Source organism: Nocardioides sp. Leaf374 (genome assembly GCF_916862475.1).
Classification (GTDB): domain Bacteria; phylum Actinomycetota; class Actinomycetes; order Propionibacteriales; family Nocardioidaceae; genus Nocardioides; species Nocardioides kribbensis.
Window position 1 is genome coordinate 1 of the sequence record NZ_CAKASO010000037.1, and the last position, 13,195, is coordinate 13,195.

General features: G+C 74.9%; 10 protein-coding genes. 5 read left to right on the top strand and 5 right to left on the bottom strand.

Annotated features, from left to right (window positions below):
• Positions 1-187 precede the first annotated feature (187 nt).
• Complete coding sequence (locus LPA27_RS15065) at positions 188-1,429, bottom strand: hypothetical protein (RefSeq protein ID WP_228942952.1); 1,242 nt, start codon at positions 1,427-1,429, stop codon at positions 188-190.
• 104 nt (positions 1,430-1,533) lie between these two features.
• Here LPA27_RS15065 and hrpA point away from each other — a divergent pair, with 104 nt between their 5' ends.
• From hrpA to LPA27_RS15085, 4 genes are all read left to right on the top strand, one after another.
• On the top strand, positions 1,534-5,445 hold the full coding sequence (hrpA, locus tag LPA27_RS15070) for an ATP-dependent RNA helicase HrpA (protein WP_228942953.1): 3,912 nt from the start codon (positions 1,534-1,536) through the stop codon (positions 5,443-5,445).
• A 40-nt stretch (positions 5,446-5,485) separates the two neighbouring features.
• Positions 5,486-6,082 carry a hypothetical protein gene (locus tag LPA27_RS15075; protein ID WP_228942954.1) on the top strand — a complete coding sequence of 199 codons (597 nt, stop codon included), beginning with the start codon at positions 5,486-5,488 and terminating at the stop codon, positions 6,080-6,082.
• Positions 6,083-6,251: 169 nt separating this feature from the next.
• Positions 6,252-6,755 carry a type II toxin-antitoxin system PemK/MazF family toxin gene (locus tag LPA27_RS15080; RefSeq protein ID WP_228942955.1) on the top strand — a complete coding sequence of 168 codons (504 nt, stop codon included), beginning with the start codon at positions 6,252-6,254 and terminating at the stop codon, positions 6,753-6,755.
• Between the two features lie 129 nt (positions 6,756-6,884).
• Positions 6,885-8,264, top strand: a complete 1,380-nt coding sequence (locus tag LPA27_RS15085; protein ID WP_193662643.1) for an ABC transporter substrate-binding protein — start codon at positions 6,885-6,887, stop codon at positions 8,262-8,264.
• A gap of 3 nt (positions 8,265-8,267) precedes the next feature.
• Here LPA27_RS15085 and LPA27_RS15090 read toward each other — a convergent pair whose 3' ends face one another.
• Both LPA27_RS15090 and LPA27_RS15095 read right to left on the bottom strand, forming a co-directional pair.
• On the bottom strand, positions 8,268-9,557 hold the full coding sequence (locus LPA27_RS15090; RefSeq protein WP_228942956.1) for an HRDC domain-containing protein: 1,290 nt from the start codon (positions 9,555-9,557) through the stop codon (positions 8,268-8,270).
• Positions 9,557-10,183 (bottom strand): DUF3000 domain-containing protein, encoded by a 627-nt coding sequence (locus LPA27_RS15095; protein WP_056904844.1) that lies wholly within the window; start codon positions 10,181-10,183, stop codon positions 9,557-9,559. The genes LPA27_RS15090 and LPA27_RS15095 overlap by 1 nt, the downstream gene beginning before the upstream one ends.
• A 71-nt stretch (positions 10,184-10,254) precedes the next feature.
• Here LPA27_RS15095 and hemE point away from each other — a divergent pair, with 71 nt between their 5' ends.
• A complete protein-coding gene (gene hemE, locus LPA27_RS15100; protein WP_228942957.1) occupies positions 10,255-11,304 on the top strand; it encodes a uroporphyrinogen decarboxylase in 1,050 nt (349 codons plus the stop codon).
• Here hemE and LPA27_RS15105 read toward each other — a convergent pair.
• Together LPA27_RS15105 and LPA27_RS15110 are read right to left on the bottom strand one after the other, a co-directional pair.
• On the bottom strand, positions 11,273-12,199 hold the full coding sequence (locus LPA27_RS15105; protein WP_228942958.1) for a DUF4349 domain-containing protein: 927 nt from the start codon (positions 12,197-12,199) through the stop codon (positions 11,273-11,275). The genes hemE and LPA27_RS15105 overlap by 32 nt on opposite strands.
• Positions 12,196-13,134, bottom strand: coding sequence for a LysR family transcriptional regulator (locus tag LPA27_RS15110; protein WP_228942959.1), 939 nt, complete (start codon positions 13,132-13,134; stop codon positions 12,196-12,198). The genes LPA27_RS15105 and LPA27_RS15110 overlap by 4 nt, the downstream gene beginning before the upstream one ends.
• Between the last annotated feature and the right edge of the window lie 61 nt (positions 13,135-13,195).

Below are 13,195 nucleotides of genomic sequence, written 5' to 3' on the forward strand. Positions count from 1 at the left end.
CTCGCGCCGCTGTGCCGCCACCACCACCGCCTCAAGACCACCGGCTCCGAGGGCAGCCCACCCTGGAGCTACCACCGGCATCCCGACGGCACCTACACCTGGACCAACCCCCACGGCTGGACGACCCTCGTCCGCGCCGGCTGAGGCGCGGGGCCTCACGGCCGATCGCACCCCTGACGGGTGCGCGTCAGCGGACGCGGAGGTCGAGCCACCAGGCGTTGGCGTCGACGTACTCGGGCGAGGTCGAGAGGGCGTCGACGAAGACGTGGTAGCGACCCGCGGGCAGGGAGAAGGCGGTGCGCCAGCGCTGTCGTGGTCCGGGGCGGACCATGTGCACCGTCGGGTCGCCGTCGACCGGGGTGACGTGCACCTCGACCCGACCGCGCGGTGGCGCCAGCGTGCCCGAGACGACGACCCGGGGGCCGTCGACAGTCATGTCCTCGCAGGCCCGGACGCCCGGGCAGGGGGTGCCGTCGAGCCGGGGGCGTGAGAGCGCCAGGGCGGCGTAGACGTCGTGGGCCGGGCTGACCACGTCGGGTCGACCACCGGAGCGGTCCCGCCGTGCCCGCCACGTGGCGCTCTGGTCCGCGGTGCGTCGCAGGGTCACCCAGCCGCGAGCGTTGGCGCGCTGCTCGGAGGTGGTGCGCACCGCGCCGTCGGTGAGCACCCGTCGGAAGTGGACCCGGGCGCCGTCGACCGGGGTGACCACGCCGGTGAGCAGCCCGGCGTGGAGGGCGCGGGCGCGCAGCGTGAAGCGGCTGCCGACGGGCGGCGGGTCGCCGACGTCGGCGACGTGGTCGAGGCGCAGCCAGTCGCTCGGCTCCAGGTCGTCGCCGAAGCGGCTCTTCTTCCAGAAGAAGACGTCGAGGCGGGCCGTCGGGCTCCGCACGCAGCCTCCGGTGAGGAGGCCAGCCGTCCAGTCGTCCTGGTTGCCGGGCACGTCGCGGACGCTGCCGGTGAAGTCGGGACCGTGGAGGACGGCCGCGTCGAGGTGGACCCGCTCGAAGACGCCGTCGCCGAGGTCGACCGGGTCGCTGGTGTAGGTGACGCCGCCGGCCTCGACCCACCACACACCCTGCGGCGCGACGCCCTCCGGCGCGTCCTCGCCGCCCCCCGCGCCCATGACCACCACCGACACCGACGGCAACGACCCCGAGCGGTGCCGCACCACCCCGCCCAGGGAGTCGGCGGTGCCCTCGACGAGCAGGCTGCCCTGGCCGGAGGTGGCGGGTCCGGCAGTGAGGCCGACGCGGGTGGTGTCGGCCTCCACGAGGTCGCAGTCGAGCCGACGCAGCGACCAGTCGTCGGGGTCGAGCCCGTGGGTGGGGCGGATGAACGTCTCACCGCCCTGCGCGGGTCCGACGTGCCCCGCGACGGCGAGCAGCGGCGCGAGGAGGGCGGCGGGCACGAGCATCAGCAGACGGCGCATGACCCAGGGTGCGCCGCCAGCAGCCGGCGCGACCAGAGGCCGAGGGCCCGCGCCGGCAACCCGTTGGCCCCCGTCACCCGGCCGCAGGCAGAATGGGGAGCATCATGTCCTCCCCGCGCCCGGCCGGAGAGCAGGCGCCGCCCGAGCTCTCGATCACCTACCCCGCCGAGCTCCCCGTCACCCAGCGCCGCGACGACATCGCGCAGGCCATCCGCGACCACCAGGTCGTGATCGTGGCCGGGGAGACCGGCTCCGGCAAGACCACGCAGCTGCCCAAGATCTGCCTCGAGCTCGGCCGCGGCCGGCGTACGACGAGGAAGGGCCGCGACGGCAAGGAGCGCAGCTCGGGCGGGCTGATCGGCCACACCCAGCCGCGCCGGATCGCGGCCCGGTCGGTGGCGGAGCGGATCGCCGACGAGCTCGGCCAGCCGCTGGGGGAGGAGTCGGTGGTCGGCTACCAGGTGCGCTTCACCGACCGCACGACCCGCGCGACCCGCGTCAAGCTGATGACCGACGGCATCCTGCTCGCCGAGCTCCAGCGCGACCGCATGCTGCGCCGCTACGACACGATCATCATCGACGAGGCCCACGAGCGCTCGCTCAACATCGACTTCCTGCTGGGCTACCTGCGCCGCCTGCTGCCGCAGCGACCCGACCTCAAGCTCGTCATCACCTCGGCGACCATCGACCCCGAGCGCTTCGCCGCCCACTTCGCCGACCGCGACGGGAAGCCGGCCCCGATCATCGAGGTGTCGGGGCGCACCTATCCCGTCGAGGTCCGCTACCGCCCGCTCATGGTGCTGCCGGAGGAGGCGGGCGACGACCAGGACGAGGACGGCGAGGTCGTCGTGCGCGACCAGACCGAGGCGATCGTCGAGGCCTGCCGCGAGCTCTTCGCCGAGGGGCCCGGCGACATCCTGGTCTTCCTGCCCGGCGAGCGGGAGATCCGTGACACCGCCGAGGCGCTGACCGAGGCCACCCAGGGCACCCGCGGCGGCGGCACGGAGGTCGTGCCCCTCTACTCCCGGCTCTCGGCCGCCGAGCAGCACCGCGTCTTCAGCTCCCACACCGGGCGTCGCATCGTGCTGGCGACCAACGTCGCGGAGACCTCGCTGACCGTGCCCGGCATCCGCTACGTCGTCGACACCGGCGTCGCGCGCATCAGCCGCTACTCGCTGCGCACCAAGGTCCAGCGGCTGCCGGTGGAGGCGATCAGCCAGGCCTCGGCCAACCAGCGCTCCGGGCGCTGCGGTCGCGTCGCGGCCGGCGTGGCGATCCGGCTCTACTCCGAGGAGGACTTCGAGGCGCGCCCGGAGTTCACCGACCCCGAGATCCTGCGCACCAACCTGGCCAGCGTCATCCTGCAGATGACCAGCCTCGGTCTCGGCGACGTGGCCCGCTTCCCCTTCGTCGAGCCCCCCGACCGGCGCAACGTGCAGTCGGGGGTGCAGCTGCTCGAGGAGCTCGGCGCGCTGCCCTCGACCGGCGCCCCGGAGGCCCGGCGGCTGACCCGGCTCGGGCAGCGCCTCGCCCGGCTGCCGATCGACCCGCGCCTGGGCCGCATGATCCTCGAGGCCGAGCGGCTCGGCTGCGTGCGCGAGGTGCTCGTCGTGGCGGCCGCGCTGTCGCTGCAGGACCCCCGCGAGCGTCCCGCGGAGCAGCAGGCCCAGGCCGACCAGCTCCACGCCCGCTTCAAGGCCGAGGGCTCCGACTTCCTGACCTGGCTCAACCTGTGGTCGCACCTGCGCGAGCAGCAGCGCGAGCTCTCCGGCAGCGCCTTCCGCCGCATGTGCAAGCGGGAGTTCCTCAACTACCTGCGGGTGCGCGAGTGGCAGGACTTCGAGTCGCAGCTGCGCCAGGTCTGCAAGGAGATGGGCATCGAGGTCGGCCGACCCGCCGACCAGCCCGACGCCGACGGCATCCACCAGGCCCTGCTGTCGGGTCTGCTGTCGCAGATCGGCCTGCTGGAGGAGCGCGAGAAGGAGGCCCCGGGCGCCAAGGCGCGCACCGGTCGCCGCCCGATGCGGGAGTACCTCGGCGCGCGCGGCGCCCGGTTCGCGATCTTCCCCGGCAGCGGACTGGCCCGGAAGCCCCCGCAGTACGTCATGGCCGCCGAGCTCGTCGAGACCGGCCGTCTCTGGGCCCGCCAGGCCGCGGGCTTCGACCCGGCCTGGGCCGAGCGCCTCGGTGGCGACCTGGTCAAGCGCACCTGGTCGGAGCCGCACTGGTCGAAGAAGCGCGCCTCAGTCGTGGCCTACGAGCGGGCGACCCTCTACGGCGTGCCGCTGGTCGCCGACCGGCTCGTGGCCTACGGCAAGGTCGACAAGGAGCTCTCGCGCGAGCTCTTCATCCGCCACGCGCTCGTCTACGGCGAGTGGGCGCAGCTCACCTCGGGCCGCCACCGCTTCTACGCCGAGAACCTGCGCCTGCTCGAGGAGGCCGCCGAGCTCGAGCACCGCGCCCGGCGCCGCGACATCGTGGTCGACGAGCACACCCTCTTCGACTTCTACGACACCCGGATCGGCCCCGACGTCGTCAGCGGCTCGCACTTCGAGCAGTGGTGGAAGCAGGAGCGCCGCCGCCGCCCCGACCTGCTGACCTTCGACCCGGCGATGCTGACCCACGACGCGGCCGCCGAGGTCAGCGAGGCCGACTACCCCGAGCAGTGGGCCGCCGACGAGGGTCTGACGTTCCCCATCGCCTACCACTTCGAGCCGGGCGCCGCCGACGACGGCCTCACCATCGACGTGCCCGTCACCACCCTGAACCGGGTCGGGGCCGACGACTTCTCCTGGGTCGTGCCGGGGCTGCGCGAGGAGCTGGTCACCAGCCTGATCCGCAGCCTGCCGAAGAACCTGCGCGTCAGCTTCGTGCCCGCCCCCGACCGGGCCCGCGACTTCCTGCGCGAGGTGCCGGCGGGCGAGGAGCCGCTGCTCGACGCCCTCGAGCGCTGGTGTCGCTCGACCACCGGCGTCGTCGTGCCCCGCGAGGCGTGGGACTGGACCAAGGTGCCCGAGCACCTGCGACCGACCTACCGCGTCGTCGACGACACCGGGGCCGAGCAGGCCCGCGGCAAGGACCTCGAGGCGCTCAAGGAGCCGTTGCGCCCGCGCTTCGCCCAGGCGATGGCCGAGGTCGCGGCCGACTCCGGGGTCGCCCGCAGCGGTGAGACCGGCTGGACCTTCGGCACCATCGAGCCCTCCTTCGTGCAGACCCGCGCCGGCCACGAGGTCCGCGGCTTCCCGGGGCTCGTCGACGAGGGCGCCAGCGTCGGGCTCGCGGTCGCGGGCTCCGAGGACGAGCGCGACGCCCGCCACCGCCTGGGCGTCGCGCGGCTGCTGCTGCTCGAGCTGCCCTCGCCGGTCAAGCGGGTGCTCGACTCCCTCACCAACGCCGAGAAGCTCGGGCTGGCCGGCTCGCCGTACGCCTCGGTGGCCGAGCTGCTCGAGGACTGCCGCGCCGCCGTGGTGCAGGCCGTCGTCGACGCCCGCCCGCCCGCCCGCACCCCCGAGGCGTACGCCGCCCTGCGCGAGGCCGCCGGCCGCGACCAGGAGGCCCACCTGCGCGCCGTGCTCGGAGACGTGGTGCGCGTGCTCGACGCGTGGCGGCGCACCGAGAAGTCGCTGTCCGGCCGCGCCGACATGGCCATGCTCCCGGCCCTCACCGACATGCGGGCCCAGCTCGCGCGGCTGGTGCACCGCGGGTTCGTCGCCGAGGCGGGCACGACCTGGCTGCGGCGCTACCCGACCTACCTCGCCGCGCTCGACCAGCGCCGGGCCCGTCTCGACCAGGGCGGCGCCGCGGCGCACCGCGACCGGCTGCTGATGGACCAGGTGGCCGACCTGCAGGCCGCGTGGGCGCACCGGACCGAGGCGCTGGCGCCGGGCCGCCCGCCGGGGGAGGCGCTGCGCCAGGTGCGGTGGCTGCTGGAGGAGTGGCGGGTCTCGCTGTGGGCCCAGCAGCTCGGCACCGCCGTGCCGGTCAGCGACCAGCGGATCCGCAAGGCCCTGGGCTGACGGGTCCGCGGCCGCACAGCCCGGGCGTAGTGTCGAGCGGGTGACCCAGCGCCCCCACCACCGGCCCATGCGCAAGGCCGGGGCCTTCTTCGACGAGTTCGTCGGCGGCGACGACCCCGCGATGGTCAGCGAGGCCGCCGACCGCGCCGCCCACCTGCTGGTGCGCGGCGCGGCCGACTCGCGTGACGATGCCGTGGCCGAGCGGCTGCTGCACCTCGCCGAGACCGAGGGCATCGAGACCATCGCCGAGGTGTGGGCCGGCTCGCCGGCCGACTCGCTGGCCGGCTGCCTGTGGCGGCTCTTCGTGCTGCGGCAGTGGGTGCACGCCGACCCGACCGCGGTGGCGCGCGAGTTCGAGGCCGGGCGGGCCCGCGCCCAGGTGGCGCGGGTCGTCGCCGGCGTCGCCGACCCGCCGACGCCCGAGGGCCTGCAGGCGATGGTCGACCAGGTGCTGCGCGGCATCGTCGCCGGCGACTTCGCCGACGTGCTCTTCCGCGCCGCGGCCTTCTCCCGCGTGGTCGCCACCGGCCGCGCCGGACTGCCCGAGCGCACCGACGCCGAGGTGCAGCGCATGCTCGGGCTCTCCGAGCAGCTCGAGGCCGCGGGCCACGCCGAGCTGGCCTCGCGCCTGGCCTGAGCCGGCTCCCGCGGGAGCGGTGCGGTTGGACGACGGGCCTCGGGTCGTTAAACTCTCACTCAGGAGCACGCCGGGCCGCGGCAGCCCCGGGTCCCACAATAAGCCGCTACGAGCGGCCACGCGCCGTGAGGCGCTCCCGGTCCGGCGTGCTCCGACTAGCGTGGCGGCCATGAGCTCCCGTCTGAGCACCGCCCTCCGCGTCGTCCGTGCCCTGCGCCGGAGCACCCGCCCGGCTCCCCGGCCCGGGTCGTCCCCCGGGCCCCGGTCGGGCCCCCGGTCGGGGCCCCGTCTCGACTACGCGCCACGGGCCGACGGCCGCCCCGACCCCGGCGAGGTCGTCTGGGCGTGGGTGCCCTACGAGGAGGACGACGGGCGCGGCAAGGACCGCCCGGTGCTGGTCCTGGCCCGCGCGGCGCGCGGGCGGCGGCTCGTGGCGCTCATGCTCACCAGCAAGGACCACGACCGCGACGCCGCCGACGAGGCGCGCCACGGCCGGCACTGGCTCGACGTCGGCGCCGGCGGGTGGGACCGCGAGGGCCGCCCGAGCGAGGTGCGGCTCGACCGGCTGCTCGACCTCGACCCCGCCTCGGTGCGCCGGGAGGGCGCGGCGCTCGACCGCGCGCGCTTCGACGAGGTCGTCGCGGCCGCGCGGGCGCTGCACGGCTGGCGCTGAGCGGGCCCCGAGACGGCCTGGCACGGCCCGGCCGAGGCCGCGCCACACCCCTGAGGACCCGCTCGGTAGGCTGACCCGCGGCGCCCCACGGGTGTCTCAGGCAGTGTCGGAGCGCGGGACGGGGTGTCGGTGAGCAGGTTCGGACGATCGGGCCGGCGGCGTACGTCGCTCCTGGCAGTGCTCGCGCTCGGCGCCTCCCTCGGGCTGGCCGCCTGCTCCGACGAGGGAGGCGACGCCCCCGCCCCGCAGCCGGAGCCGACCGGGCAGACCTCGCAGGTGCCCCAGGTCGACCTGACCTTCGGCGCCTGGGGTGCCCCGGAGGAGATCAGCGCCTACCAGCAGGCCGTGCGCCAGTTCAACCAGGTCTCCGACGCCAGCCGCGTGGAGCTGCGCTCCTGGCCCACCCGCGAGGCCTTCGTCGCCGCGCTGCGCCGCGGCACCGACGTGCCTGACGTCTACCTCGCCTCGCGCCGCGACCTGACCTGGCTGCGCGAGCAGGGCTGGACCCGTCCGGTCGACGAGCTGCTCGACGAGCGCGACGTCTCCTTCGGCGACGTCTACTCCCGCGACGCCCAGGAGGCGTTCTCGGCCGACCTCAAGCTGCAGTGCATGCCCTACGGCGTCTCCCCGATGGTCATCTACTACAACGAGGACCTCGTCGACCTCGACACCATGGCCGAGCGCGGCATCTCGGTGCCGCCGGAGTCGCACTCGCGCTTCACCTTCGACCAGTTCCGCGCGGCCGCGGAGTTCGCGGCCAAGCCGCGCCGCGGCACCCGCGGCGTCTACATCGACCCCACGCTGCGCGGCCTCTCGCCCTTCGTCTACGCCGGGGGAGGCGAGGTCTTCGACGACGAGGACCAGCCCACGTCGCTGGACTTCTCCAGCGACGACACCCGCGAGGCGCTCGAGACGACCCTCGAGGTGCTGCGCGACCCGCGCCTGACCCTCAGCCAGGACCAGCTCGACCAGGCCTCCGGGCTGGAGTGGTTCAAGCGCGGCAAGGTCGGCATGATCGCCGGCTTCCGCGACCTCGTGCCCGAGCTGCGCGAGGTCGACGGGCTCGACTTCGACGTGCTGCCGATGCCGACCCTCGACACCACCGCCACCATCGGCGACCTCACCGGGCTCTGCCTGGACCCCGACACCGAGAGCCTGGTGGAGTCGGCCGACTTCCTGGTCCACATGATCTCCTCGCCGGAGGTCGCCGTGGTCACCCGGGCCGGGCACCTCGTGCCGGCCAACCAGGAGGTCGCGCTCTCCGAGGACTTCCTGCAGACCGACGAGCAGCCGGCCAGCGCGGGCGTCTTCACCTACACCAACCGCTTCATGGTGCTGCCGCCGCTGCTCGACACCTACAGCGAGCTCCAGGCGGCGGTCGACCCGACCATCGGTGAGCTGGTCAGCGCGCCGGGCGTGCTGCCGCTGGACGAGCTCACCACGCAGATCGACGAGGAGTCGCGCGAGGTGCTGGAGCAGCCCGTGGAGGACGACTCCGAGGAGGAGTGAGGCTCAGTCCTCCTCGACCGGCTCCTCCACGGGGAGGTCGGCCTCGAGGATCGCGGCGGTGAGCACCGGCTCGGCCAGCGCGACCTGCCACGGACGTGCGCCGTAGCCGCTCAGCAGGGCGGCGACCGCCTCCGCGAGGGCCGCGGGCTCGCGGGTGTGCGGCGGGTCCCAGAGGGTGCGGCGCAGGTAGTCGGGGGTGAGGACGTTCTCGACCGGGAGGTGCTGCTCCTCGGCGAGGGCCGCCATCTGCTCGCGGGCGAGCTGGAGCCGGCGGGCGGCGACCGGGTCGCGCTCGGCCCACGCGCGGGGCAGGGGCGGGCCGTCGGAGCGCGGCGAGCGCGTCGGCAGGTCCTTCTCCTCGGCCTCGGCGGCGCCGCGCACGGCGGCGATCCAGCGGCTGGAGTAGCGCTCCGCGCCGCGGCCGTGGAAGCCCTTGGTGCCCAGCAGGGCCGCCCGGTCCTCCGGCATCGCGGTCGCGGCCGCCACGATGGCGGCGTCGGGGATGATCCGCCCCGGCGTCACGTCGCGCTGCTCGGCGATCTCGTCGCGCGCCTCCCACAGCGCCTTGGCCGCGCCCAGCGAGCGTCGTCCCCGCACCCGGTGCAGGCCCGACGTACGCCGCCAGGGATCCACCCGCGGTGTCGGCGCGAAGCCGCGCAGCGCGTCGAACTCCTGGCGCGCCCACTCGTCCTTGCCGGACTCGACCAGCTCGGCGGCGAGCCGGTCGCGCAGCTCGACGAGCACCTCGACGTCGAGCGCGGCGTACTCCAGCCACGGCTCGGGCAGCGGCCGGGTCGACCAGTCGACCGCGGAGTGCTCCTTCTTCATCCGGGCGCCCAGCAGCGTCTCGACGAGCGTGGCCAGCCCGACGCGGGGGTAGCCGAGCAGCCGGCCCGCGAGCTCGGTGTCGAAGAGCGCGTCGGGGTGCAGGCCGAGCTCGGTGAGACAGGGGAGGTCCTGGGTGGCGGCGTGCAGGATCCACTCGGTGCCCGCCAGCGCCTCCTGGAGCGGGGCCAGGCTCGACAGGCCGATCGGGTCGACGAGGAAGGTCGTGGACCCCTCACGGCGCAGCTGGATGAGGTAGGCGCGACCGGAGTAGCGGTAGCCCGACGCGCGCTCGGCGTCGATGGCGACCGGGCCGGTGCCGGCGGCGAGCGACGCGCAGACCTCGCGCAGGCCGGCGTCGGTGTCGGTGAGCGGCGGCAGGCCGTCGCGCAGGGTCAGCAGGGGCAGCTCGGGAGCCTGCTCGGGGGCCTGCTCGGGGATCGGGGTGGTGTCGGGCTCGTCCGTCATCAGCGGGTGGGGCCGCGCTGCCCGCGGCGGCTCGGCATCATCGTGACCCCGTCGGGCACGGGAGGCAGGCCCGCGGCGGTGCACAGCAGCTCACCCCAGGCCTCGACGTGCGGGGCGAGGTCGGGGGCGCCGTCGTCGCCGAGGGCGGGCGTCCACGACGCGCGCACCTCGATCTGCGCGGTGCGGCCCTCCTCGGCCATGCCGCCGAAGCTCTCGGTCGTCACCGTGGTCACGGTGCCCGACGCGGCCAGGTGGGCGGCGCCGTGGGACTCCAGCGCCTCGGCCAGCCAGGACCAGCCGACCTCGGGCAGCATCGGGTCGGCCACGAGGTCGACGTCGATGTCGGCGCGGGCGTAGGCGACGCAGCGGAAGGTGCCCTCCCAGGCGTCGTTGCCGTCGGGGTCGTGGAGCACGATGATCCGCCCGGTGCCGACGTCGGTGCCGTCGACCGTCACGTCGGCCGACAGTGCGGAGGCGTAGGGGGCGATCCGCTGCGGCGCCGGCATCTGCTCGCAGAGCACCTCGGGGCGCAGCCGCGCACCCTGCATGCTGGCGACAGCCTGCCGGAACTCGGGGGGCTGCGCGTCCGCGCCCGCACCCGGGCGCGTCTCCTGGCGGACGACCATGGGGCCACAGTAGGTCGGGAGGACTCGAACCGATGTGCGAACACGCCGGGGGGAGTGCGACCCTTGTGCCCGTGACGACTGCCACCGCGCCCGTGCAGGACCTCGCCGACAGCGCCTTCCTCAAGGCCGTCCGGGGGGAGCCGGTGCCCCACACGCCGGTGTGGTTCATGCGCCAGGCGGGCCGCAGCCTCCCCGAGTACCTCCGGGTGCGCGAGGGCGTCGGCATGCTCGAGTCCTGCATGGACCCCGACCTGGTGGTCGAGATCACCCTGCAGCCGGTGCGTCGCTACGGCGTCGACGCGGCGATCTTCTTCTCCGACATCGTGCTGCCGCTCAAGGCCGTCGGGGTCGACCTCGACATCAAGCCCGGCATCGGCCCGGTGGTCGCCGAGCCGGTGCGCACGATGGCCGACGTGGCCGCCATCCCCGACCTGACCCCCGAGCACGTGCCCTTCATCACCCAGGCCGTGCAGGGTCTCGTCGGCGAGCTCGGCGCCACCCCGTTGATCGGCTTCGCCGGCGCGCCGTTCACGGTCGCCTCCTACCTCGTCGAGGGCGGGCCGTCGAAGGAGCACGCCAGGACCAAGGCCATGATGTTCGGCGCCCCCGAGGTGTGGGAGGCGCTCATGGCCAAGATCGCCGGGATCGCCGCGGCCTACCTCGAGGTGCAGGTCGCCGCCGGCGCCTCGGCCGTGCAGCTCTTCGACTCCTGGGCCGGCGCGCTGACCCCGGCCGACTACGTCGAGCACGTCATGCCCCACTCGGCCCGCGTGCTCGAGCGGGCCGGCGCGCTGGGCGTGCCGCGCATCCACTTCGGGGTCGGCACCTCCAACCTGCTGGGCCTGATGGGTCAGGCCGGCGCCGACGTGGTCGGCGTCGACTGGCGCACGCCGCTGACGCACGCCATCGGCCAGGTCGGCGACCGCGCCGTGCAGGGCAACCTCGACCCGACGCTGGTCTTCGCCCCCACCGACGTCATGACCTCGCGCGCCGCCGAGGTGATCGAGGCCGGCCGCGCGGCCCGGGGGCACGTCTTCAACCTCGGGCACGGCGTGATCCCCTCCACCGACCCCGACCAGCTGGCCCGGCTCACGGAGTTCGTGCAGTCCTACCCGCTCTGAGCGAGCGCACCAGCAGCGCGAGCGGCACGCCGAGCAGCAGCGCGACGACCGCGAAGGGCAGCACGGCGCCGAGCGCGGTGGCCGCACCCACCGCCACCGACGACAGGCCGTCCCAGCCGGCGGCCAGCCCGGCCAGGAAGCCCGACCGGTCCTCCTCGGGCCGCTGGTCCGAGGACGGGTCAGGCGTGCGGGCGAGCCTGACCGTGATCGTCGACAGCGAGGTCTGGTCGGTGAGGTAGGCCTGCTGGGCCAGCAGCGAGTCGAGGTCGGCCTGGCGACGGGTCAGCTGGCCCTCGATGCTGATGACGGCGCCGATGGTCTCGGCCCGCGCCAGCAGGGCCTCGATGCGCGCGATGCTGGCGCGCTGGGCCCGCACCCGCACCTCGTTGTCGACCACCTGCGTCGTGACGTCCTCGCTCGCGCGGCGCGAGTCCTCGGTGACCCCGATGCCCTCCAGGGCCTCCATCGCCACGGCGAAGCCCTCGCTCGGCACGCGCAGCACCAGACGGGTCGACTCCACGGCGCCGTCCTCGTCGCTGGTCGACCGCTCCTCCGCGACCGTCCCACCGGTCTGGTCGAGCACGTCCTGCACCTCGTCGCGGGCTGCCGCCACGTCGTCGGCGCGCACCTCGAGGCTGCCGGTGGAGATGATCGCCGGTGTGGCCGGCTCGACGGCCGCGGGCCGGGCGCGGGCGGTGCTGCTGCCGGAGCCGCCCTCGACCGCCGAGGACAGGGCCGACTCGGGCCCGACGGCGTCGGCGGCGGTGTCGGCGGTGCTGCCGGCGCCGGACGCCTCGTCGGAGCCGCCGCCGGAGCAGGCGGTGAGGCCGAGGAGCAGGGCGAGCAGGAGAGCGGTCGGCAGGGCGGCCGGGGCGCTGCGGTGGCGTCGGGTCATGCCCCCTGGGACGCCGCGACGGCCAGGGTGGTTCCGCTGCTGCGCCGTCGGGCCAGGTCGACCAGGAGGCCCCGCAGCTCGCGCACCTGCACCGGCACCCGGTCGGGCGTGCGATGGCGCAGCACCAGCGACACCACCGTGCGGTCGCCGGCGATGGGCCGGGTGGTGAGGAGGCCGGCGCGCTCGAGGGGGTCGTCGACGACGCTGTAGTCGGGCAGCACGGTGAGACCCAGCCCCTCGGCGACCATCACCTTGCCGAGCTCGGCGCCGTCGGTGCTGTGGCAGGTGGCCGGCATGTGGCCGGCGAACAGTCGGTGGGCGAAGCGGTGCATCAGGTAGCCCGCGCGCATGGTGACGAACCGCTCGGCGCGCAGCTGGTCGACGCCCACCTCGGCGTACGCCGTGAGCGCGTGACCGGCCGGGAGCACGGCGACCGGGCGCCCGTGGAGGAGATCGGTGCCGACCAGGTCGGTGGGGGTGTCGTCGCCGGAGAGCACGTTGACCAGGCCGAGGTCGAGGGAGCCCTCGTGCAGGCCGGCGTCGATCTCTGCCTGCTGCATGGTCATCACCTCGACCGTGGTGCCGGGGTGGCTGTCCTGCAGCCCGCGCACGGCCGGCACCAGCAGGCTGGAGGTGGCGGCGTTGACCGTGCCGAGCCGGATGAGCCGGGCCGAGGCGGTCTGGTCGCCCGCGGCGGTGCGCAGCCGGTCGACGGCCTCGAGCACGTCGACCATGTTCTGCAGCAGGTCGCGGCCCTGGCGGCTGATCCGGGCGCCGGAGCGGCGCCGGTCGAGCAGCGTCACGCCGAGCTCGCGCTCGAGCTTGCTGACCGCCTCGCTGAGCGCCGGCTGGGAGATGTGCAGTCGCTCGCTGGCGCGGCGCAGGGAGCCGTGCTGGGTGACGGCGGCGAGGTACTCCAGCTGCTCGATGCGCACCGGGGATCCTTCCTGGGAGGGGCGGGTGTCGGCTTGCCCCCGGGGCTCCTCGACGTCATAG